Raw genomic sequence first — 24,268 nt, 5'->3', positions numbered from 1 at the left:
ACTCCATGTGAAAAGTGCCGTTCTGACACTGCGCTCGCCCCATCATTCAAGTTATTGAGATTACGTGACGGCTTCGGAAATCGATCGCCCGACGAACCGGAACCAAGTTTCGCACATCGCATATCTGCAACACGAAACTGAAAACCAGCCCTCATCGAACCATCGGCAAACGACCGGCCGCTCACGACGACTCCATCGCGAGCGGCCGCCGCCCCGCCCTTCAGAACTTCCACAACAGATTGCCGTACAGCGCGTGATCGCTGATGTGGCCGCCGAGCTGACCGCTATACGACAGGCCGAGCGACAGGTTCTTCGTCACGGCCGCATCGACACCGACCTCGAGCACGGCCGCATCGCGCGCAATTGGCACGCCGACCACGCTGAACGGCGCTCCGCCGCTCGCGAACGACAGCGTCGAACCCGGTTGCGTGTTGCCGAACGCATGCCGCCAGCCGATCGTGCCGAAGGTCGTGACCTTGCCCTTCGTCGTGACCGCGACGTCGGTCGAGGCCCGCACGCCGAGCGTCGAGAAGCCGAGGCCCGTCGTGTCGGAATCGCCCTGAAGCGCCGCCGCGCCGCCGCTCTCCTTGAAGCCGCCGGTGTGCAGGCTCGCATACGCAAGCCCGACGAACGGCTCGAGTGCGACGTTGCGGATGGCCGTCGAGTAGCCGAGCTCGGTGAACACCTGCGTCGCGTTCGCGTCGTAGCTGGCGGTATCGTGATCGGAGAAGCTGCCGAACGACGGATTGCGCTCGCTATGCACGCGGTACCACGACTGCGACACGCCACCGCGCACGTTCCACGCGTTGTACCGGCCGCTCGCATACAGTGCGATCGTCTCGCCGTTGACCTTCGCCGACTCGTTCTGGTCGGTATTGAGCAGGCTGCGCGACGCGCCGCCCGCGATACCCACGCGCCAGTGGCTGCTGACCTCCGCGTCCGTCCCGACGACGAAGCCGTACAGATTGCGGTCGACCGCCGTAACGCCGTCGCCGTCGAACCGGCTATGCGAGCCGTACAGCCGGCCCCACACCGCGGGCTTGAACGACTTGGCCGGCGTGCAGCCGTTCTCCGCGGCCATGCGCCGGTCGAGCGCCGCCGCGTGATCGTCCGCCGACACCGGCGCCTCGCATCCGCACAGCGCCCCGCCCGGCTGCGAACCGAGCCGCGCACGATCGAGCACCGCGTCGCGCACGTAGCGGCTATCCGACAGCAGCACGCTTCGCGTACTCGGATACAGATCGCCGGCCAGTTGCGTGAATGCTCGGTTCGCGGTCGGCGCATCCGACGTCAGCACCGTATCGAACAGCGGGTTGCCGGCGCCTAGCGTGCCGACCGCGCCCGCCACCGCTTGCCCGTCGGGCGTCGTCGCAACCGACGAGAACGGCGTGCCGTTCGGTGCCAGCGACATCAGCACCTGCGCCGGGTTGTACGTGAGCGTCGGCGTGAGGAACGCATACGTCGAGTTCACCGCGCTGAACTGCCCTTGCACGCCCGCGCCGGCATTCACAATGGTGTAGAGCTTGCCCGGCTGGTATTGCCCGGTCGCCGCGACGACCTGTACCGACCCACCGTTGAGCGTGGCGGAGCCGGTCACGTCGAGGCCCCCGCTCTGTTGCGGCGTGGCGCCGACCTGCAGCGTCGAGCCCGGCTGGAAGGTGGCGTTGCCCGCGACCTTCAGCGGCTGCCCATACTGGAGGACCGATGCGGTGCCGCCGCCCGACACGACCAGGCCGCCGATCGTGCCCGTCCCGGTGACGGTCGCGCCGCTGCCGACAGTCACCGGCGAGCTGGCCAGCGAACCGGTGACGGCGAGCGTGCCGCCGGTCACGGTCGTCGGCCCGGACAGCGTGTTCGTCCCACTCAGCACCTGTGCGCCCGTGCCGGCCAGTGTCAGCGGGCCGGTACCCGACAGCGTGCCCGCGAACGAGCTGGTGCCCGCGGTATTGACCGTCAGCGGCGTCGCGCCGAGATTCACGTTCGAACCCGTCGCGCCCGACAGCGTGCCGATCGACTGCGGTGCGGCCGAACCCGCGAGATTCAGCGTCGCGCCGCTGCCCGCGAGCATCACCGGGCTCGTCGGCGCAAGGCTGCCTGCGCCGGCGAGCACGAGCATGCTGCCGCTGCCGATCGTCGTGCTGCCGGTGTACGTGTTGGCGCCGGTCAGCGTCTGCGTGCCGCCGCCCTGCACCGCGAAGCCGCCGGTGCCCGCGATCGCGCCGCCGAACGAACCACCCGCCGGGCCGGCCACGGTCAGCGTGTTGCCGCCGAGATTCACGGTCGAACCGGCGGCGCCGGACAGCGCGCTCGTCGTCTGCGGCGTCCTGGCCGCGCTGACATCGAGCGTCGCGCCGTTGCCGGCCAGCGTCAGTGCGCTGCCCGCCGACAGGCTGCCGCCCGCGCCGACCGCCAGCGTGCTGCCGTTGCCGATCGTCGTGCTGCCCGTGTACGCGTTCGCGCCGCTGAGGGTCGTCGTCGACGGGCCGCTCACCGCCAGGTTGCCGCCGCCCGAGATCGGGCCGCTCAGGCCGAGGTTGTTGGCGCCGCCCACCGTCAGCGTCGAACCCGTGCCGAGGTTCACGGCGTTGCCGAGCGTCGTGCCGGGAACGCTGGTCCCGAGCGTGCCGCCGTTGCCGCCGACACTCAGCGTGCCGCTGCCGAGCGCGGTCGGCGTGCCGGCGACGAGCGTGCCGCCGCCGGTGACGCTGGTGCCGCCGGTGTACGTGTTGGCACCGGAAAGCGTCGTCGTCGCGGGGCCGCTGAGCGCGAGCGCACCGCTGCCCGAGATCGGGCCGCTCAGGCCGAGGCTGTTGGTGCCGCCCACCGTCAGCGTCGAACCCGTCCCGAGGTTCACCGCATTGGTCAACGTCGTGCCCGGCGTGCCCGCGGCCAGCGTACCGCCTGCGCCGCCGGTATTGAGCGCGCCCGTGCCAAGCGCCGTGTTGCTGCCCGCGACCAGCGTGCCGCCGCCCGTCAGGTTCGTGCCGCCCGTGTACGTGTTCGGACCGGTCAGCGTTTCGGTGCCGGTGCCCGACAACGTGAGGCTGCCGCCCGCGCCGGCGATCGTGCCGCCGAACGTGCCGCTGCCCGTGCCGCCGAGCGTCAGGTTGTTGCCGCCCAGGTTCACCGTCGAACCGGCCACGCCCGACAGCGCGGTCGTCGTCTGCGGCGTGGTCGCGCCGCTGACGTCGAAGGTTGCGCCCGCACCGGCCAGGTTCAGCGGACTGCTGCCCGACAGGCTGCCGCCCGCGCCGATCGCCAGCGTGCCGCTGTTGATCGTCGTCGCGCCGGTGTACGTGTTGTTGCCCGTCAGCGTTTCGGTACCGGTGCCCGACAGCGTCAACCCGCCCGTGCCGGCGACGGTGCCGCCGTACGTGCCGTTACCGGAGCCGCCCAGCGTCAGCGTGTTGCTGCCCAGATTCACGGTCGAACCCGACACGCCCGACACTGCGCCCGTGGTCTGCGGCGTCGTCGCGGCACTCAGGTCCAGCGTGGCCCCCGTACCCGACAGATCGACCGCGCTGCCCGCCGACAGGCTGCCGCCCGCGCCGACCGCCAGCGTGCTGCCGTTGCCGATCGTCGTGCTGCCGGTGTACGAGCTGGCCCCCGTGAGCGTCGTCGTCGACGGACCGTTCACCGCGAGGTTGCCGCTGCCGCCGATCGCGCCGCCCAGGCCCAGATTGTTCGCACCGCCAACCGTCAGCGTCGACCCCGCGCCGAGATTGATCGCGTTGGTCAGCGTCGTGCCGGCCACGCTGGTGCCGAGCGAGCCGCCCGCGCCGCTGGTGTTCAACCCACCGGTGCCGAGCGCCGAACCGTTGCCGGCGAGCAGCGTGCCGCCGCCGGTCAGGTTCGTGCCGCCCGTGTACGTGTTCGTCCCGTTCAGCGTTTCGGTACCCGTGCCCGCCAGCGTGAGGCTGCCGCCCGTGCCGGCGATCGTGCCGCCGTACGTGCCGCTGCCGGAACCGCCGAGCGTCAGCGCATTGGCGCCGAGGTTCACCGTCGAACCCGACACGCCCGACAACGCGCCGGTCGACTGCGGCGTCGTGGCCGCGCTCAGGTCGAGCGTCGCCCCTGCACCGGCCAGATCGACCGCACTGCCGCCTGACAGGCTGCCGCCCGCGCCGACCGCCAGCGTGCTGCCGTTGCCGATCGTCGTGTTGCCGGTGTACGAGCTCGCGCCGGTGAGCGTCGTCGTCGACGGACCATTCACCGCGAGGTTGCCGCCGCCCGAGATCGCACCGCCGAGCCCGAGATTGTTCGCACCGCCAACCGTCAGCGTCGAACCCGCGCCGAGATTCACCGCGTTGCCGAGCGTCGTGCCGGCCACGCTGGTGCCGAGCGTGCCGCCCGCGCCGCTCGTGTTCAGCGCACCCGTGCCGAGCGCCGAACCGTTGCCCGCGATCAACGTGCCGCCACCGGTCAGGCTCGTGCCGCCCGTGTACGTGTTGGTCCCGTTCAGCGTTTCGGTGCCCGTCCCGGCCAGCGTCAGGCTGCCGCCCGTGCCCGCGATCGTGCCGTCATACGTGCCGCTGCTCGTGCCGCCGAGCGTCAGGTTGTTGCCGCCGAGGTTCACCGTCGAACCCGCGACGCCCGACAGCGTGCCGGTCGTCTGCGGCGTGGTCGCGCCGCTCAGGTCGAAGGTTGCGCCCGCACCCGTCAGGCTCACCGGCGTCGTGCCCGACAGGCTGCCGCCCGCGCCGATCGCCAGCGTGCCGCTGTTGATCGTGGTCGCCCCCGTGTAAGAATTCGCGCCCGTCAGCGTTTCGGTGCCGGTGCCGTTCATCGTCACGCCACCGGTGCCGGCGATGTTGCCCGCATAGGTGCCGCTGCTCGTGCCGCCGAGCGTCAGGTTGTTGTTGCCCAGGTTCACCGTCGAGCCGGCCACGCCCGAGATCGCGCCCGTCGATTGCGGCGACGACGCACCGCTCAGGTCCAGCGTCGCGCCGGACGCCGTCAGGCTGACCGGGCTGCTCGACGACAGGCTGCCGTTGCCGCTGATCGCGAGCGTGCCGCTGTTGATCGTCGTCGCGCCGGTGTACGTGTTGTTGCCCGTCAGCGTTTCGGTGCCGGTGCCCGACAGCGTCAGGCCGCCCGTGCCGCCGATCACGCCGCCGTACGTGCCGCTGCCTGCGCCGCCGAGCGTGAGCGTATTGCCGCCGAGGTTGACGTTCGTGCCCGCGCCGCCGGACAGTGCGCCCGTCGTCTGTGCGGAGGTGGCCCCGCTCAGGTCGAGCGTGGCGCCGGTGCCGGCGAGGTCGATCGCGCTGCCGCCCGACAGGCTGCCGCCCGCACCGACCGCCAGCGTGCTGCCGTTGCCGATCGTCGTGTTGCCGGTGTACGAGCTCGCGCCGGTGAGCGTCGTCGTCGACGGACCATTCACTGCGAGGTTGCCGCCGCCCGAGATCGCACCGCCAAGCCCGAGGTTGTTCGCACCGCCAACCGTCAGCGTCGAACCCGCGCCGAGATTCACCGCGTTGCCGAGCGTCGTGCCCGGCGCGCTCGCGGCCAGCGTGCCGCCTGCGCCGCTCGTGTTCAGCGTACCCGTGCCGAGCGCCGAGCCGCTGCCCGCGATCAGCGTGCCGCCGCCCGTCAGGCTCGTGCCGCCCGTGTACGTGTTGTTGCCGGTGAGCGTTTCGGTGCCGGTGCCGGCCAACGTGAGGCTGCCGCCCGCGCCGGCGATCGTGCCGCCGTACGTGCCGTTGCCCGTGCCGCCGAGCGTCAGGTTGTTGCCCCCCAGGTTCACCGTCGAACCGGCCACGCCCGACAGCGTGCCCGTCGTCTGCGGCGTCGTCGCGCCGCTGACGTCGAAGGTGGCGCCCGCACCGGCCAGGTTCAGCGGACTGCTGCCGGACAGGCTGCCACCTGCGCCGATCGCCAGCGTGCCGCTGTTGATCGTCGTCGCGCCGGTGTACGTGTTGTTGCCCGTCAGCGTTTCGGTGCCGGTGCCCGACAGTGTCAACCCGCCCGTGCCGCCGACCGTACCGCCGAACGTGCCGTTGCCCGTGCCGGCCAGCGTCAGCGTATTGCCGCCGAGGTTCACCGCCGAGCCCGCCGCGCCCGACAGCGTGCCGGTTGTCTGCGGCGACGTGGCCGCGCTGACGTCCAGCGTCGAGCCCGCGCCGGCCAGGTTGATCGCGCTGCCGCCCGACAGGCTGCCGCCCGCGCCAACCGCCAGGGTGCTGCCGCCGCCGATCGTCGTGTTGCCGGTGTACGAGCTGGCACCCGTGAGCGTCGTCGTCGACGGGCCGTTCACCGCGAGGTTGCCGCTGCCCGAGATCCCGCCGCCGAGGCCCAGATTGTTCGCACCGCCAACCGTCAGCGTCGAGCCCGCGCCGAGATTGATCGCGTTGGTCAGCGTCGTGCCGGCCACGCTCGTGCCGAGCGTGCCGCCTGCACCGCTCGTGTTCAGCGCACCCGTGCCGAGCGCCGAACCGTTGCCCGCGATCAGCGTGCCGCCGCCGGTGAGGGTCGTGCCACCCGTGTACGTGTTGATGCCGGTGAGCGTTTCGGTGCCGGTGCCCGACAACGTGAGGCTGCCGCCCGCGCCGGCAATCGTGCCGCCGTACGTGCCGCTGCCCGACCCGCCGAGCGTCAGGTTGTTGCCGCCCAGGTTCACCGTCGAACCGGCCACGCCCGACAGCGTGCCCGTCGTCTGCGGCGTCGTCGCGCCGCTGACGTCGAAGGTGGCGCCCGCGCCGGCCAGGTTCACCGGGCTGCTCGCCGACAGGCTGCCGCCCGCGCCGATCGCCAGCGTGCCGCTGTTGATCGTCGTCGCACCGGTGTACGTGTTCGCGCCGGTCAGCGTTTCCGTCCCCGTGCCGGACATCGTCAGCCCGCCCGTGCCGCCAATCGTGCCGGCATAGTTGCCGTTGCCCGTGCCGGCGAGCGTCAGCGTGTTGCCGCCGAGATTCACGTTCGTGCCCGCTACGCCGGACAGCATGCCGCTCGTCTGCGGTGTGGTCGCCGCGCTGATGTCGAGCGTCGCGCCCGTGCCAGCGAGGTCGAGCGCGCTGCCCGACGACAGGCTGCCGCCCGCACCGACCGCCAGCGTGCTGCCGCCGCCGATCGTCGTGTTGCCGGTATAGGTGTTCACGCCCGTGAGCGTGGTCGTCGACGGGCCGCTGACCGACAGACCGCCGCTGCCCGAGATCGCGCCGCCCAGCCCGATATCGTTCGCACCCCCAACCGTCAGCGTCGATCCTGCGCCGAGATTCACCGTATTGCCGAGCACCGTGCCGCCGACGCTCGTGCCGAGCGAGCCGCCCACGCCCGTCACGTTCAGCGCGCCGGAACCGAGTGCGCTGCCGTTGCCGGCGATGAGCCCGCCGCCGCTCAACGTGGTGCCGCCGTCGTAGGTGTTCGTGCCGGTGAGCGTCGTGGTTCCCGTGCCGGTCTGCGCCAGGGCGCCGCTGCCGGAAATCGTGCCGCTCAGGCCCAGATCGTTCGCCCCGCTCAGCCCGAGCGTCGCGCCCGCGCCAAGCGTAACCGCGTTGCCGAGCGTCGTACCGCTCACGCTCGCGCTCAGCGTGCCGTTGCCGGTCACGTTCAATGCGCCGGAACCGAGCGCCGTATTGCTGCCCACGCTCAATCCGCCGCTGCTCAACGTCGTCCCGCCGCTGTAGGTGTTCGCGCCGCCAAGCGTGGTCGTGCCCGTGCCGGACTGCACCACGCCGCCTGCACCGGAAATCATCCCGTTCAGGCCGAAGTCGAACGCGCCGCCGAGATTCAGTGACGAGCCGGCGCCCAGGTCGACCGCGTTCGCGAGCAGGAGGTTCGCCGTGCTCGCGCTGAGCGCGCCGCCGCTGCCGGTGACGTTGAGCGCGCCCGTGCCGAGCGCCGTGTTGCTGCCGATCGACAGGCCGCCGGCACTCAGCGTCGTGCCGCCGGTGTAGGTGTTCGCGCCGGTGAGCGCGGTCGTTCCGCTGCCGGTTTGCGCGAGACTGCCGCCGCCGGCGATGATGCCGCCGAGGCCCAGGTCGTTCGTGCCGCCGAGCGTCAGTGCCGAACCGGTGCCGAGATTGATCGCGTTGGTCAGCGTCGTGCCGGCCACGCTCGTGCCGAGCGTGCCGCCTGCGCCGCTGGTGTTCAATGCACCCGTGCCGAGCGCCGAACCGTTGCCGGCGAGCAGCGTGCCGCCGCCGGTCAGGTTCGTGCCGCCCGTATAGCTGTTCGCACCATTCAGCGTTTCGGTGCCCGTGCCCGACAGCGTCAGGCTGCCGCCGGCCCCCGCGATCGTGCCGCCGTACGTGCCGCTGCCCGAACCACCCAGCGTCAGGCCATTGCCGCCGAGATTCACCGTCGAACCGGCCACTCCCGACAGCGTGCCGATCGCCTGCGGCAGCGCCGCGCCGCTCAGGTCGAACGTTGCGCCGGCCCCACCCAGATTGACTGCGCCGCCCGCCGCCAGGCTGCCGCCCGCGCCGATTGCCAGCGTGCCGTTGTTGATCGTCGTGCCGCCCGTGTACGTATTCGTGCCGGTCAGCGTCTCCGTGCCGGTGCCGGACAGCGTCAGCCCGCCCGCCCCGCCGATCGTGCCGCCGAACGTGCCGTTACCGGAACCGCCGAGCGTCAGCGTATTGCCGCCGAGATTCACGGCCGAGCCGGCCGTGCCGACGAGCCCGCCCGTCGTCTGCGGCGACGTCGCCGCGCTCAGGTCGAGCGTCGCGCCCGCGCCGGCCAGGTCGAACAGACTGCCGCCCGACAGGCTGCCGCCCGCGCCGACCGCCAGCGTGCTGCCGTTGCCGATCGTCGTGTTGCCGGTGTAGCTGCCCGCTCCCGTGAGCGTCGTGATCGACGGGCCGGTCACCGACAGATTGCCGCCGCCCGAAATCGCGCCGCCGAGGCCGAGATTGTTCGCACCGCCAACCGTCAGCGTCGCGCCCGTGCCCAGATTCACCGCATTGCCGAGCACGGTGCCGCCGACGCTCGTGCCGAGCGAGCCGCCCGCGCCCGTCACGTTCAGCGCGCCGGTGCCGAGTGCGCTGCCGTTGCCGGCGATGAGCCCGCCGCCGCTGAGCGTCGTGCCGCCCGTGAACGTGTTCGCACCCAGCAGCGTCGTCGTGCCGGTGCCGGTTTGCGCGAGGCTGCCGTCGCCCGACAGCACGCCGCCGAGGCTCAGGTCCGCCGAACCGTTCAGCCCCAGCGTCGCGCCGGCGCCGAGGTTCACCGCATTGCCGAGCACGGTACCGGCGACGTTCGTGGCGAGCGTGCCGCCCGCACCGCTCACATTCAGCGCGCCGGTGCCAAGCGCCGCGCCGTTGCCGGCGATCAACCCGCCAGCGCTGAGCGTCGTGCCACCCGTGTACGTGTTCGTGCCGGTGAGCGTCGTCGTGCCCGTGCCGGTTTGCGCGAGGCTGCCGTTGCCGGCGATCGTGCCGCCCAGGCCGAGATCGTTCACGCCGTTCAACCCCAGCGTGACGCCGCCGCCGAGATTGACCGCGTTGCCGATCGTCACGCCCGGCACGCTCGCACCGAGCGAAGCCGAACCGTTGACGTCGAGTGCGCCGAGGCCGAGCGCCGCGCCGCTGCCGACGACCAGGCTGCCGCCCGTCAGCGCCGTGCCGCCCGCGTACGTGTTGTTGCCGGTGAGCGCCTGCGAACCGGTGCCGGAAAGCGTCAGCCCGCCCGCACCGCCGATGTTGCCCGCGAAGACGCCGCTGCCGCTGCCTGCCAGCGTCAGGTGGTTCGAACCGAGATCGATCGTCGAACCCGCGACACCCGACAGCGTGCCGATCGACTGCGGCGTGGTCGCGCCGGCGATGTTGAACTGCGCGCCGGCACCGGTGAGGTTGACGGGGCTCGACGCGGCGAGGCTGCCGCCTGCACCGATCGCCAGCGTGCCGCCGCCGATCGTGGTGCCGCCGGTGAACGTCTCGGCCGCGGTGAGCGTCGTCGTGCCCGGTCCGGCCACGGACAGGCCGCCGGCACCGGAAATGATCCCGCCCAGCCCGAGATCGTTCGCACCGCCAACCGTCAGTGCCGCGCCCGCGCCGAGCTGGATCGCGTTGCCGAGCACCGTGCCGCCGACGGTCGTGCCGAGCGAACCGCCCGCGCCGGTCACGTTCAGCGCACCCGTGCCCAGCGCGGCGCCGTTGCCGGCGAGGATTCCGCCGCCGCTCAGCGTCGTGCCGCCCGAGAATGTGTTCGCGCCGGTCAACGTCGTGATGCCCGAGCCGATTTGCGCGAGACCGCCGTTACCGGCGATCGTGCCGTTCAGGCCCAGATCGTTCGCGCCGGTCAACGCGAGCGTCGCGCCCGCGCCGAGGTTCACCGCGTTGCCCAGCGCGATGCCGTTCACGTTCGCGCCGAGCGCACCGCCCGAGCCGGCGACGCTCAGCGCACCGGTACCCAGCGCCAGGTCGTTGCCCGCCAGCACCGTGCCGGCGCTCAACGTCGTACCGCCGCCGAAGGTGTTCGCGCCCGACAGCGTCGTCGTCCCCGTGCCGCTCAGCACGAGACCGCCGGTGCCGCCGATCGCGCCGCTCAGGCCGAGGTCGTTCGCGCCGTTCAGCGTCAACGATGCGCCGTTCAGGTTGATGCCGTTCGCGAGTGCCGCGCCGGCGGCCAGATCCGCGCTCAACGAACCGCCGAGACCGCTGACGTTCAACGCGCCGCCCACGCCGAGCGCCGTGCTGCCGCCGACGATCAGGCTGCCGCCGCCCGTCAGGCTCGCGCCGCCCGTGAACGTGTTCGCGCCGGACAGCGTCGTGGCGCCGGTGCCGCCGAGCGCCAAGCCGCCTGCGCCCGAGATCGCACCGCTCAGGCCGAGATCGGCTGCACCGTTCAGGCCGAGCGTCGCGCCCGCGCCGAGGTTGACCGCATTGCCGAGCACCGTACCGCCGACGTTCGTCGCGAGCGAGCCGCCCGCGCCGACCACGTTCAGCGCACCGGTGCCCAATGCCGCGCCGTTGCCGGCGATCAGCCCACCGCCGCCGAGCGTCGTGCCGCCCGTGAACGTGTTCGTGCCGAGCAGCGTCGTCGTACCCGTGCCGGTCTGCGCGAGACTGCCGCTCCCGCCGATCGCTCCGCCAAGGCTCAAGTCGGCCGCGCCGTTCAGGCCGAGCGTGGCGCCCGCGCCGAGGTTGACTGCATTGCCGAGCAGCGTGCCGCCGACGCTCGTCGCCAGCGAGCCGCCCGTGCCGGACACGTTCAACGCTCCCGTGCCGAGCGCCGCGCCGTTGCCGGCGATCAGCCCGCCGCCGCTCAGTGCGGTGCCGCCCGAGAACGTGTTGACGCCGAGCAGCGTCGTCGTGCCCGCGCCGCTTTGCACGAGGCTGCCGCTACCGGCGATCGTGCCGCCGAGGCTCAGGGCCGCCGCACCGTTCAGGCCCAGCGTGGCCCCTGCATCGAGATTCACCGCATTGCCGAGCAACGTGCCGCCCACATTCGTCGCCAGCGAGCCGCCCGCGCCGGTCACGTGCAGCGCGCCGGTTCCGAGCGCCGCGCCGTTGCCGGCGATCAGCCCGCAGCCGCTCAGCGCCGTGCCGCCGGTGAACGTGTTCGCGCCGAACAGCGTCGTCGTCCCCGTGCCGGTTTGCGCGAGACCGCCGCTGCCTGCGATCGTGCCGCCCAGACCGAGGTTGGCCGAACCGTTCAGGCCCAGGGTGACGCCCGCGTCGATATTCACCGCGTTGCCGAGCACCGTGCCGCCGACGCTCGTACCCAGCGAGCCGCCCGCGCCCGTCACGTTCAGCGCGCCGCCGCCGAGCGCCGTGCCCGTGCCGACCATCAGCCCGCCGCCGCCCGTGAGATTCGTTCCGCCGGTGAACGAATTGGCACCGTTCAGCGTCAGCGTACCGGTACCGCTCGCGGTCAGCGCGCCGCCGCCGCCGATCGAGCCCGACAACGCGAGCCCGGTCGCGCCGTCGACCGTCAGGCCGCCGCTCAGCGTCACGTTGTTGAGCAGGTTCACACCGGCCGCGCCGGCCTCGAGCGTGCCGCCGCCGGCGACGATCGTGCCGGTGCCCAGTGCACCGGCGCCGTGAACGATCGCGGTGCCGCCGGTCAGCGACGCGTTCGTCGCGGTCGATGCGCCGGTGATGTCCCACGTGCCGCCCTGCACGGCGAGGTTGTTGAAATTGCCGTACGTATCGACCGCGATGGTGCCGTTCGTCGCGCCCCCCGCGGCCGTGTTCAGTTGCAGGTTGAGCGTGTTGTTGCCGCCCAGGCCCGCATCGACGCCGAGCCCGACCGACGATCCGGTCAGCGCATTGAACGTGTTCGACGTGCCGAGGGCCGCGCCCAGCGACACGTTGCCCGCGACGGTGCCGGCGTTGGTGAACGTGTTCCCGGCGCCCGGTGTCGCGCTGGGCGCGAGCGCCACCGAACCGTTGATGGTGCCGCCGCTCGCATTGGTGAAGTTGACCTGCGCGCCGCCCGACGTGGTCACGACCTGCGCGGTCGGCCCCGGGCTGAAGCCCAGGCCGGTCGTACCGATCGTGCCGGCATTGGTGATGTTCGTCGTGCCGCCCGTGCCGTTGTATACCGTCAACGCCGGCCCGTTGAGCAGCGAGCTCGTCGAGCCCATCATCACGCCCGAGCTGGTGTTCGTGACGTTGACGGTGCTTGCGGACGCGCTATTGCCGACCACCGTACCGTTCGACACGAGGCTCAACCCGGACAACGCGGGGTCGATCGTCCCGTTGTTGGTCAGCGTGACGCCGCTGCCCGTCAGCGACAGCGCCGTGCCGCCGAACAACGGCACCACGCTGACGGTCGCGCCGGATGCGACGGTCAGGTTGAGATTGTTCGTGCCGTTCGAATAGGACGTGCTGGCTCCGGTACAACTGATGGTCGTCGTTCCGGTGCAGGCGGCCAGTGCGTCGGCTGGAATGACCCCGGCGCCGACCAGCGCGACCAGCATGCCGGTCGGAACCAGGAGTTTCGAACGTGCTTCCGCGCGCTTTTTATTCGAACCCATGCGCATACGCATAATCACACCTTCCGGTTATAAAATCGACGACGACAAGCATCGCTTCGGCATTCTTAAAATGCCGAAGAGAAACCCAGGAATGCGCCATACAGTTTCTGAATAAATACCTTCCCGTCGCCAAGCCGAAGCGAATGGCATGATTGACAACTGTCGGGAATTAATCTGGGATGATCATGGATTCGGCATTTTTTGCTTGCGCCCCCTTGCTCGGTAATTCTTCCACCCAATAAAACTTTTGTATTTGGCGAATCGAACATATTGCCCGGCGGTCGGCGCTTATGGCGCGCCTATCTATCCAGGTCAAACGTGTCGAGCGTCCAAGCCGCGCTCGCAGTCCACCTTCCGCCGATTAAAAGAACGCTGAACATCGATCTTCCTGACAGCCGGAGTTCGATTTTCCGCATATCGACCTGGTGGTGCCCGTCGTTCGACCTCTAAGCCTCCTGGCGTGATCGCGAGTCAAATATATGCTCGACTCGCAAACGTTTTCCATGAGTCGGAGAATTTTTTGTCAAAACTCAACAATCTTTCGTGCCGATTTGATGATTCGTATGAGAGATGTAATATTTCAGCTTTAAATAAATCACGTGAATTATTAAGAAAGGAAAAACGCCGAATCCCGGGGTGCTGATTTATTCTCGAGTCTGCTTTAATTGATTCACATCCGCCGCATTGCGGTTTCGTGATGCGCGCGATAACGAGATGCCCGAGGGAGAACATCACGATGGTGACGTTGAATATCAACAACCGGCTGGCGGAGGTCGACGCCGCCCCGTCGACGCCGGTGCTCTGGGTGCTGCGCGACAACCTTGGCCTGACCGGCACCAAGTTCGGGTGCGACACCGGCGACTGCGGCGCCTGTACCGTCCATGTCGACGGACGGCCCACGCATAGCTGCACGCTCGCGCTGTCGGCGGTGGGCCAAGCCCGTATCACGACGTCCGAACACCTCGCCGACGATGCGATCGGCAAGGCCGTGCTCGACGCGTGGGTCCGGCACGACGTCGCGCAATGCGGCTACTGCCAGAGCGGCCAGATGATGAGCGCGGTCGGCCTGCTGCGCAGCAACAAGGCGCCGACCGACGCCGACATCGATACCGCGATGGCCGGCAACCTGTGCCGTTGTGCGACCTACCAGCGCATCCGCGCCGCGATTCACGATGCGGCCGGTGCGCTTGCATAAGCCTGTCGGGAGACTGTCACCATGCGAATCCGCACTGTCGGCGGCTCGGCGAGCGCCGACGCTCAACACCTCCACGCCGCGCCCGCCTCGACCGTTTCGCCGAACCCGGGCCGACGCGGCTTTCTGAAACTCACGATGGCCGCGGGCGGCTGTCTCGCGCTGGGCATCCCGCCGCTGCGTACCGCGGCCGCGACCGACACCAGCCTGCGAACCTCGCCGCCCCAGGCGTTCGTCATCATCGCGCCGGACAACACGGTGACGGTTGCCGTCAACCGGACCGAGTCCGGCCAGGGCGTCAGCACCGCGCTGCCGATGGCGCTGGCCGACGAACTGGATGCCGACTGGCGCAATGTGCGCACCGTGCTCGCGCCCGCCGGCGAACCGTACCGGGATCCGGTGACCGGCATCCAGATGACCGGCGGCTCGACCTCGGTCAACCATTCGTTTACGCAATACCGCGAACTCGGCGCATCCGCGCGCGCGATGCTCGTCGCCGCGGCCGCCCGGCGCTGGGACGTCGATCCCGCCACGTGCCGCACCGCGAATGGCGTCGTGACCTCCGGCAACCATCGCGCGACCTACGGCGAACTCGCGCCCGATGCAATGGCAATGCAAGTGCCGCAACACGTACCGCTGAAGTCGCCGGACCAGTTCCGCATCATCGGCAAGCCAACCCCGCGCGTCGATTCGCGCGCGATGCTCGACGGCACGCTCAAGTACGGGATGGACTGGCGTCTGCCGGACACGATGGTGGCCGTGGTCGCGCGCCCGCCGCGCTTCGGCGGCAAGGTCGCGAGCTACGACGCGGCGGCGGCCCGGGCAGTCAAGGGCGTGGTCGAGGTCGTCGAGATTCCGACCGATCGCGGCGGCACCGGCGTGGCCGTGATCGCGAACGGCTACTGGCCGGCCAAGCTCGGCCGAGATGCGCTGAAGGTCACGTGGCAGGACGCCGGCTCGACCGTCACGTCCGCCGAACAGATGCAGGCGTACAAGCAGCTCGCCGATACGCCGGGGACCATGGTACGCACGGCCGACACCGGCAGCGCGCCGCCGGCGACAACGCGGATCCAGAAGGACTACGAATTTCCGTATCTCGCGCACGCGGCGATGGAGCCGCTCAGCTGCACGGTCGACGTCGGGCCGCCGAGCTGCGCGTGCGGGATCAAGATCTGGGGCGGCTCGTCGCTTCAGATGACCGACCGCGCGGCGGTCGCGAAGGCACTCGGCGTCGCGCCGGAGAAAGTCCAGATCTTCACGATGGCGACGGGCGGCGACTACGGCCGGCGCTCGACGCCGACGTCGGACTACGTGGTCGAAGCCGCCCGCGTGTCCGCCGCATACCTGGCGGCCGGCCACCTGGGCCCGGTCAAGACGATCTGGACACGCGAGGACGATCTGCGCGGCGGCTATTACCGCCCGATGGTGCTGCATCGCGTGGACATCGGTGTCGATGGCAGCGGCGCGGTGCGGGACTGGCAGCACGTCGTCGTCGGCCAGTCGGTGCTGAAGGGGTCGCCGCTCGAACGCACGACCATTCGCAAAAGCGGCACCGATCCCGACCTGACCGAAGGCGTGGCGAACAGCCCGTACGGTTTCCCGATGCAGGTATCGGTCCATCAAACCGACGTCGACGTGCCGGTCCAGTCGTGGCGTTCGGGCGGCCACACGCATACGGCGTTCGTGATGGAAACGCTGGTCGACGAACTCGCGCACGCGGCACGACAGGATCCAGTCGCTTACCGGCAGGCGCGGCTGGCCGGCCCCGAGCATACGCCCCATCGCCAGGCGCTCGCGCTGGCCGTCGACAAATCCGGCTACGGCACACGCACGCTGCCGGCCGGGCATGCGTGGGGCGTCGCGATGCACGAAACGGCCGGCTCGGTCGTCGCGTACGTCACGGAAGTGTCGATCGAAGCGCAGCAGCCGCGCGTGCATCGCGTGACGGCGGGCGTGTATGCGGGCCGCATCGTCAACCCGACCGGCGCGGAAGCGCAGATCCAGGGCGGTGCGCTGTTCGGCCTCGCGATGACGAAGCCGGGATTCGCGATCGACATTGACCATGGCGCGGTCCGCAACGCCGGTTTCGCCGACTATCCGCCCGTGCGCATGCAGGAAGCGCCGCCGGTGGATGTCTTCTTCGTTCCGTCGGACGCACACCCGACCGGGCTGAGCGACGCCGGCGTGCCGCCGATTGCGCCGGCCGTGGCCAACGGTGCGTTCGTGCTGACCGGCGAGCGGCTGCACGCGCTGCCGTTCGGCCCGATGCTGGTCGCATCGGCGGCCCCCGGAATGCCGGCGGCCCCCGCGGCGGCCGTCGACGAGGAACCGTACGGCGACCTGCCGGCCGGCGGCTGCCGGATGCCGCGCAAGGTCAAGCCGGCCGCGTTGAAGCCCAGGACCGATCAAAGCCAAGCAGGTGTCGGCCAGGCGAGCACGGTGCCGAAATTCCTGCGGCCGAAACGGCGCGCCGGCATCCCATGCATCGACGAGCTGAAGAAAGGGACGATGACGTAAGTGGCAATCGGGCGGGATCGCGCGAGTTTCTCGCGACAACGATTGCAAGTCGAGCAAATCCGGAGCTCGATCGGAACGCTGCCGGCTGGCGCGGGCCGGATATCGGCCGCGCACGCGGTCAGCCTGCTTGCGCTCGACCTCGCATATGAGCGCGTGGACGGATCCGGTGTCGCGATGTGGGCACCGCATTGATCAAATGAGTTGCAACACCCTGTTGAATCCATCCATTTCGCGGGCCACTACCCCCGCAGCCTGCCAATCGCGTAGCCGTCGCCAGCACGTCACGCGCGAGCCGCAGCCCATCTCGGCGGGCAAGTTGCGCCAGCGCAGTCCCGTCTCGAGAACGAACAGGATGCCGGTCAGCGCGGCGCGATTCGAAACTGGCAAGCGGCCTGGGCCCTTCTCGCGCCGTGGCTTGAGCGGCGTAGTAACGGCTCGATCAATATCGCCAGTTCGTCGTCGATGATCGGTTTGCCCATCTCCTCGGCCTCGGTTATTCCGATGCCGAAGGTTAAGAGCGTGCCGCGAAAGTTGACAGCCCCACGGGAGCATTTTGAAACCGCTTCTAATGGCGAGGCCGTAGTCAGTTGCCGTTCAGCACCGTGAAGTCGCCCGGCGGTAGCGGTCGATTCGCGACATCCTCCGCCTCGGCACGCGTCAGGCCGAGCGTCTGCAACACACTCGCTGCGGCTCGTTCCGCGAGCGCCCCCTTCTCGACGGCCAGCCCCCTTCGACTACCCGCGGCCGTGCCGGCCGCGTGAAGTTCCGCCGTGATTGCCGCCAGGACCGTACCCATCATCGTCAGGGCGCTCATGAACGGATCGGTCACGACGAAGCGGCGTGCCGCGATACCGCGCTCGCTGTCCCGTAGCAACCGCTGACCCAGCCCGCGGTCGAGCGCACGCACCGAGAACGCCTCGCGCACCAGGAAGCAGCCCCAGAGCCGCTCGCGGCGCGCGCGCATGAGCGTGTGACGCACGCATACGGAGACGACCTCCGCGGGATCCGACAAGCCGCCCGCGAGACGCTCGAGCTCGTCCGCGAAATCGTCGAACACCCACTCGGTCAGCGCGTCGAAGATGCCGTCCTTGGATTCGAAGTGGTAGTAGAACGAGCCGAACCCTACATCCGCGGCATCGGTGATCTCGCTGATCGCCACGTTATCCCTCCCTTTTTCCGCCATCAGCCTGAACGCTGCCTGCAGCAGACGCATGTGCGTCGCCTGCTTGCGGCGAACGCCGCGTGGTTGGCGGCGCTCCGCTTCCCCGGTGGAGACTTTCGAGCGATGGGGCCCGACCGTTCGGTTCATGAGCGCGTCTCCCTTATCCGAATGAATTTTCTGCATGCCTCGATTCTAGATGACCCACTCATACTTGACAATATTATCAGTTATGAGTTTAATCTCGGAAAAGTCGACGCGGATTCCCGGGCCGATACGGTCTCCGATGCGCGGTAGCGGGCAAAGCCAGTGCGTCGATGACCTGTGCAAGCCGTCGCCGCTGGTTCGTCATTCCGCCGCGCGCGCACATCGCGCAACGGCGATGTGCGGCATCGCCCGGTTCCGTCGCCGCCCGGCTAAGCGGTCGATCCGTCCGCAGGTCCACCGCCTTCGCCATGCATGGGCATCGGCATGCCGGCAACCCGGACGATTTGCAACACAAACATTGGAGTCCTGATTTATCAGCAGAAACGTCCGCGACGGCGAAGCCGGAGCGCGCCTGTGCAACCGGGCGACCTGTCGTGGTCGCCGAACCCTTTTCAGTTGGCCCCTCACTTGTCTTGGAAACATCGTGAAATCACCCGGTCTTGACGCGCGGACTTCACCGCGCCCGTTTCTGACACGCTTCGCGCCGCCGGCCCGGCGCGCGCCGATCGCGTTCGCCTGCTGTGCGATTCTTCTGACGGCCTGCCACTCGCACGAGGCTCCCGCACCCGAGCTGCAGCCGGTGGTCGCGCTGGCGGTGCATGCGGACAACGGCGCCGAGCAGCGCGTGCTGCCCGCGCAGGTTCAGGCACGATATTCGACGCCGCTGTCGTTCCGCGTCGGCGGCAAGATCGTCGAGCGGCGCGTACGGATTGGCGACACCGTCAAGGCGGGCCAGGCCCTCGCGATGCTCGATCCGGCCGATCTGCACAACACGTTGCTGAATGCGCGTGCGCAGCTCGATGCCGCCGAGCACCGCGTCGCCTATGCGAAACAGCAACTGGATCGCGACCGTGCGCAGGCTCAGGCCAACCTGATCGCGCCCGCCCAGCTCGAAACGACGCAGGACGCGTATGCATCGGCGGTCGCGCAACGCGATTCCTCACTCGCGCAAATGGCGCTCGCGAGCGATCAGCTGCGCTACGCGACGCTGGTCGCGGATCACGACGGCGTCATCACGTCGGAGGATGCCGATACCGGGCAGAACGTGCAGCCCGGCCAGGCGGTGTTTCATCTGGACTGGAGCGGCGACCTCGACATCGCCTGCGACGTCGCGGAGCGCGACCTGCGCGATCTCGCGGTCGGCCGCACCGCGCACGTCAGCCTGACGGCACTCCCCGGCAAGGTGTTCGACGCGCGCGTGCGCGAAGTCGCGGCGGCCGCCGATCCGCAGAGCCGCACCTGGCGCGTGAAGCTGACGCTGCTCGCGCCGGGCCCGGACGTCCGCTCCGGCATGACCGCCAGCGTGACGTTCGACGCCGACGCCGCGGATCATGCGATCACGCTGCCGGCCACGGCGCTCTTTCATCGCGGCGACGCGCCGGCCGTCTGGGTGGTCCGCAAGGGTAGCGACACGCTCGAACTGCGGCCGGTGTCGGTCGGACGCTATGACGAACGCACGATCACCGTCACGTCGGGCCTCGCGGACGACGAACGCGTCGTGATGCAAGGCGTCCATACGGTCAGCGCCGGCCTGCACGTGCGCGTCGTGCCGCCGCTGCATGCGGAGGATTTCGCGTCATGAATGCCCCAGAACACCGGCACCCGGACGACGGCGGGCACGGCGCGCACGCCGGCGCCGCATCACGCGACGACGACCGTTTCAACCTCTCCGCGTGGGCGCTGAAGCATCAGCAACTGGTGATCTTCCTGATCGGCCTCGCGACAATCTTCGGCGTGATCGGCTATACGCGTCTCGCGCAATCGGAGGATCCGCCGTTCACGTTCCGCACCATGGTGATCCAGACTTACTGGCCGGGCGCCACGGCGCGCGAAGTGCAGGAACAGGTCACCGACCGGATCGGCCGCCAGCTCCAGGCCGCGCCCTACGTCGACAATATCAAGAGCTATTCGCGGCCCGGCGAGTCGATGATCTTCTTCGCGATGAAGGATTCGGCGCCGGTCGACCAGGTGCCGGAAACCTGGTATCAGGTGCGCAAGAAGGTCGGCGACATCCGCGCGACGCTGCCGAAGGGAACCGTCGGCCCGTTCTTCAACGACGAATTCGGCGACGTCTATACCAACCTCTATGCGCTGGAAGGCGACGGCTACTCGCCCGCGCAACTGCACGACTATGCGGACACGCTGCGCACCGCGCTGTTGCGCGTGCCGGGCGTCGCGAAGGTCGACTACTTCGGCGATCCCGCCCAGCACGTGTTCGTCGAGATCTCGAATGCGCAGCTGACGCGGCTGGCCATCACGCCGCAGCAGCTCGCACAGGCGATCGATGCGCAAAACACCGTCGCACCGGTCGGCACGATCACGACGGCGGACGATCGCGTGTTCGTGCGGCCGAGCGGCGCATTCAAGGACACGCAGGCGCTCGCCGACATGCTGATCACGGTGAACGGCCGGACATTCCGGCTCGGCGACGTCGCGAAGGTCACGCGCGGCTACGACGATCCGCCCGCCACGCAGATGCGTGCGAACGGTCACGCCGTGCTCGGCATCGGCGTCACGATGCAAAAAGGCGGCGACGTGATCGACCTCGGCAAGGCGCTCGATGCGAAGGCGGCCGAACTCCAGGCCGGCCTTCCGGCCGGTCTGAAGCTCAGCGCGGTGTCGAGCATGCCGCATGCCGTCAAGCACTCGGTGGACGACTTCGTCGAAGCGGTCGGCGAAGCCGTCGCGATCGTGCTCGTCGTCAGCCTCGTGTCGCTCGGCCTGCGTACGGGCATGGTCGTCGTCATCACGATCCCGATCGTGCTCGCCGTGACCGCGCTGTGCATGCACGCGTTCGGCATCGGCCTGGACAAGGTGTCGCTCGGCACGCTGGTGCTCGCGCTCGGACTGCTGGTGGACGATGCGATCATCGCCGTCGAAATGATGGCGGTGAAGCTCGAGCAAGGCTGGAGCCGGGCGCGCGCCGCGGCATTCGCGTACACGAGCACGGCGTTCCCGATGTTGACCGGCACGCTCGTCACGGTCTCGGGCTTCCTGCCGATCGCGCTCGCGAAATCGAGCACCGGCGAATACACGCGGTCGATTTTCGAGGTGTCGGCGATCTCGCTGATCGTGTCGTGGTTCGCCGCCGTCGTGCTGGTGCCGCTGCTCGGCTACCACATGCTGCCCGAGCGGCAGCATCACGACGGTCATGCACATGGACAGGAGGTGTACGAGACGGGATTTTACCGGCGGCTGTCCGGGTGGATCTCGGCCTGCATCGAGCGCCGCTGGGTGGTGCTCGGCGTGACGGCGGTGCTGTTCGCGATCGCGATGGCGGCGTTCACGCGCGTGCCGCAGCAGTTTTTCCCGAATTCGGAACGGCCCGAACTGCTGGTCGACATGCGCTTGCCGGAGGGCGCTTCGTTCGACGCGACGCTGCGCGAGGCGAAGCGGCTCGAAAAGGTGCTCGACGGGCGGCCTGAAATCGATCATGTCGTCGACTTCGTCGGCACCGGTGCGCCGCGCTTCTATCTGCCGCTCGACCAGCAGCTTCAGCAGCCGAACTTCGCGCAGTTCGTGATCACGGCCAAGGACGTCGAAACGCGCGACCGGCTGTCGCACTGGCTCGAGTCGACGCTCGCAAGCCACTTCCCGACCGTGCGCACGCGCGTCGCGCGGCTCGAAAACGGGCCGCCCGTCGGCTTCCCGATCAAGTTCCGCGTCAGCGGCGACGACATCGCGACCGTGCGCGGCATCGCCGAAAAAGTGGCGGACAAGGTGCGCGCCGATGCCCGCACGCGCAACGTGCAGTTCGACTGGGACGAGCCGGCCGAGCGATCGGTGTCGTTCGAGATCGACCAGCTCAAGGCCCGCCAGCTCGGCGTGACGTCGGAGGACGTGTCGGGCTTCCTCGCGATGACGCTGTCCGGCTACACGGTCACGCAGTATCGCGAGCGCGACAAGCTGATCGACGTCGACCTGCGCGCGCCGAAAAGCGAACGCGTCGACCCGTCGAAGCTCGCGGGTCTCGCGATCCCGACGCCGCACGGCCCGGTGCCGCTCGGCGCGATCGGCCACGTGCGCGACACGCTCGAATACGGCGTGATCTGGGAACGCGACCGCCAGCCGACCGTCACCGTGCAGGCCGACGTGCGCGGCGAAGCGCCGAGCATCGGCGTGACGCGCGACATCGACAGCGCGCTCGCGACGGTGCGCGCGACGCTGCCGGCCGGTTACCGGGTCGAGATCGGCGGCGCGGCCGAGGAAAGCATGAAGGGCCAGACGTCGATCAACGCGCAGATGCCGCTGATGATCATCGCGGTGCTGACGCTGCTGATGATCCAGCTCAAGCGCTTCTCGCGCACCTTCATCGTCGTGCTGACGGCGCCGCTCGGCCTGATCGGCGTGGTCGCCGCGCTGCTGCTGTTCGGCAAGCCGTTCGGCTTCGTCGCGCTGCTCGGCGTGATCGCGATGTTCGGGATCATCATGCGCAACTCCGTGATCCTGGTCGACCAGATCGACCAGGACATCGCGGCCGGCCAGCCTCGCTTCACGGCGATCGTCGGCGCGACGGTGCGCCGCTTCCGGCCGATCATGCTGACCGCCGCGGCCGCGGTGCTCGCGCTGATTCCGCTGCTGCGTTCCGGCTTCTTCGGCCCGATGGCCACCGCGCTGATGGGCGGCATCACGATCGCGACGGTGCTGACCATCTTCTTCCTGCCGGCCCTCTATGCGACCTGCTTCAAGGTGCGCGGCGACGAACGCGAGTCGCGCGCAATGGACGTCGCGTCCTCGGAGACATGCTGATGAAACTCTCTCGTATCCCATCGGTGCTCGCCGCGAGCGCGGCATTGGGCCTGAGCGGCTGTGCGATGGCCCCGAGCAGCACGCCGCCCGCGATGCCGTCGCCGGCGCACTACGGCGCGACACCCCAGGCGTCGCAGACCGCCGAGGCGGCGGGCGTCGCCCAGCAATTCGACGTCGGCGCCGCGCCCGTCCCGCAATGGTGGCGGCTGTATCGCTCCAGCGCGCTCGACGCGCTGGTCGACGAAGGCTTGCGCGCGAACCCGACGCTGGCCGCGACCGAAAAGACGCTCGCCGCCGCGCAGCAGGAGCTGCGCGCGCAGGTCGGCGCGTCGACGCTGCCGTCGATCGACGCGAACGCACAGGTCGCCCGCACGCGCACGCCGGACATTTCCGGCACGGGTACACAGACCCTGCGCTACAACGTATTCGTCGGACAACTGCAAGCGCATTACACGTTCGACCTGTTCGGCGCGACGCGGTATGCGAACGCGGCGAGCGCCGCGCGCGTCGACGTGCGCGGTTGCGAACTCGAAGCGGCGCGGCGCGCGCTGGCGGCCAACATCGTCGGCACCGCCATCGGCGCCGCGGCGCTCGACCGCCAGATCTTGCTGACCGAGCGCCTGGTCGCCGTCGCCGAAGCGTCCGCACGCGACAACCAGCAACGCTACGCGCTCGGCGCGGTGTCACACGTGCAGGCGCTGGCGTCGACGCAGGGCGCGGCGTCGCTCGCCGCGACGCTGCCGCCGCTGCGCCAGCAACGCGCGACCGCCGTCCACGCGCTCGCGATCCTGCTGGGCCGCACGCCCGACACGCCGCCGCCGGTCCCTGCGTTCGCCAGCCTGTCGCTGCCAGCGCACGTGCCCGTCGTCGTGCCGTCCGGCCTGTTGAAGGCGCGCCCCGACATCCGCGCGGCCGAAGCGGCCGTGAAGGCCGCCTCGGCGGACGTCGGCGAGGCGACCGCGCAGTTGTTCCCGAGCCTGTCGCTCACCGCGACGATGGGGCGCGGCGGATTCAGCTGGCCGGCCCTGTTGTCGGGTGCGGGCGGGCTGTGGGCAGTCGGCGCCGGCCTGTCGCAGCCGATTTTCCACGGCGGCGCGCTGCTGGCCCATCGGCGCGCGGCGCTCGATTCCTACGACGCGGCCGTGCTTCAGTACAAGTCGGCGGTGCTGTCCGCGTTCGGCGATGTCGCGGATTCGCTCGCGGCGCTGGAAAACGACGCCCAGGCACAGGCCGCGAACGAAATCGCGGCGCGCGCGGCGGGCACGGCTTTCGACGAAACGGTGCAGCGCCGCACGCTGGGCGCCGTTCCAGTGTCCGCGCAACAGGCGAGCGAGCAGCAATACCTGAACGCGGAGCTCGACGCGGTGCGTGCCGCGAGCCGCCGGATGACCGATACGGCGGCGCTCCTGCAGGCGATGGGCGAGCTGCCGCCCGACACCGGCACGACGGTCGCGGCCCGGCAATAGCCGCTGCTTGCGTCGACGGACCGGCCGCGTGCCTTCGGGTCGCACCGGTCCGACAC

The 24,268-nt window shown here is 69.8% G+C and carries 7 protein-coding genes and 1 pseudogene; 5 read left to right on the top strand and 3 right to left on the bottom strand.

Going from position 1 to position 24,268, the window contains the following annotated elements:
* Nucleotides 1-220: 220 nt before the first annotated feature.
* The gene (locus tag LGN17_RS26880) at nucleotides 221-12,934 is read right to left on the bottom strand and encodes an autotransporter-associated beta strand repeat-containing protein (protein WP_226199689.1); all 12,714 of its coding nucleotides are present in this window, start codon (nucleotides 12,932-12,934) and stop codon (nucleotides 221-223) included.
* A 724-nt stretch (nucleotides 12,935-13,658) separates the two neighbouring features.
* Between LGN17_RS26880 and LGN17_RS26875 the strand changes: the two genes are divergently transcribed.
* Nucleotides 13,659-14,117: a (2Fe-2S)-binding protein gene (locus tag LGN17_RS26875; RefSeq protein ID WP_226199687.1), complete on the top strand. Its 459-nt coding sequence runs from the start codon at nucleotides 13,659-13,661 to the stop codon at nucleotides 14,115-14,117.
* Between the two features lie 21 nt (nucleotides 14,118-14,138).
* On the top strand, nucleotides 14,139-16,631 hold the full coding sequence (locus LGN17_RS26870; protein WP_226199685.1) for a xanthine dehydrogenase family protein molybdopterin-binding subunit: 2,493 nt from the start codon (nucleotides 14,139-14,141) through the stop codon (nucleotides 16,629-16,631).
* A gap of 240 nt (nucleotides 16,632-16,871) precedes the next feature.
* Here LGN17_RS26870 and LGN17_RS26865 read toward each other — a convergent pair.
* Together LGN17_RS26865 and LGN17_RS26860 are read right to left on the bottom strand one after the other, a co-directional pair.
* Nucleotides 16,872-17,110: pseudogene (locus LGN17_RS26865) on the bottom strand (transposase); the annotation flags it as partial.
* A 104-nt stretch (nucleotides 17,111-17,214) separates the two neighbouring features.
* On the bottom strand, nucleotides 17,215-17,940 hold the full coding sequence (locus LGN17_RS26860) for a TetR/AcrR family transcriptional regulator (protein ID WP_226199996.1): 726 nt from the start codon (nucleotides 17,938-17,940) through the stop codon (nucleotides 17,215-17,217).
* 481 nt (nucleotides 17,941-18,421) lie between these two features.
* On the opposite strand from LGN17_RS26860, the gene LGN17_RS26855 reads away from it, so the two are divergent.
* From LGN17_RS26855 to LGN17_RS26845, 3 genes are read left to right on the top strand one after another with little or no spacing between them, the layout of a single operon-like run.
* Nucleotides 18,422-19,579 carry an efflux RND transporter periplasmic adaptor subunit gene (locus LGN17_RS26855; protein WP_226199681.1) on the top strand — a complete coding sequence of 386 codons (1,158 nt, stop codon included), beginning with the start codon at nucleotides 18,422-18,424 and terminating at the stop codon, nucleotides 19,577-19,579.
* The gene (locus LGN17_RS26850; protein ID WP_226199679.1) at nucleotides 19,576-22,746 is read left to right on the top strand and encodes an efflux RND transporter permease subunit; all 3,171 of its coding nucleotides are present in this window, start codon (nucleotides 19,576-19,578) and stop codon (nucleotides 22,744-22,746) included. Before LGN17_RS26855 ends, LGN17_RS26850 begins: the two co-directional genes overlap by 4 nt.
* Nucleotides 22,746-24,212: an efflux transporter outer membrane subunit gene (locus tag LGN17_RS26845; protein ID WP_226199676.1), complete on the top strand. Its 1,467-nt coding sequence runs from the start codon at nucleotides 22,746-22,748 to the stop codon at nucleotides 24,210-24,212. The genes LGN17_RS26850 and LGN17_RS26845 overlap by 1 nt, the downstream gene beginning before the upstream one ends.
* Nucleotides 24,213-24,268 lie beyond the last annotated feature (56 nt).

The organism is Burkholderia sp. AU30280 (assembly GCF_020420125.1).
Taxonomy (GTDB): domain Bacteria; phylum Pseudomonadota; class Gammaproteobacteria; order Burkholderiales; family Burkholderiaceae; genus Burkholderia.
This window is presented reverse-complemented; position numbering and strand designations above follow the sequence as displayed.

Coding starts and splice junctions, on each gene's coding strand:
- LGN17_RS26880 (WP_226199689.1), bottom strand. CDS start 12,934: ATGCGTATGCGCATGGGTTCGAATAAAAAGCGCGCGGAAGCACGTTCG.
- LGN17_RS26875 (WP_226199687.1), top strand. CDS start 13,659: ATGGTGACGTTGAATATCAACAACCGGCTGGCGGAGGTCGACGCCGCC.
- LGN17_RS26870 (WP_226199685.1), top strand. CDS start 14,139: ATGCGAATCCGCACTGTCGGCGGCTCGGCGAGCGCCGACGCTCAACAC.
- LGN17_RS26860 (WP_226199996.1), bottom strand. CDS start 17,940: ATGAACCGAACGGTCGGGCCCCATCGCTCGAAAGTCTCCACCGGGGAA.
- LGN17_RS26850 (WP_226199679.1), top strand. CDS start 19,576: ATGAATGCCCCAGAACACCGGCACCCGGACGACGGCGGGCACGGCGCG.
- LGN17_RS26845 (WP_226199676.1), top strand. CDS start 22,746: ATGAAACTCTCTCGTATCCCATCGGTGCTCGCCGCGAGCGCGGCATTG.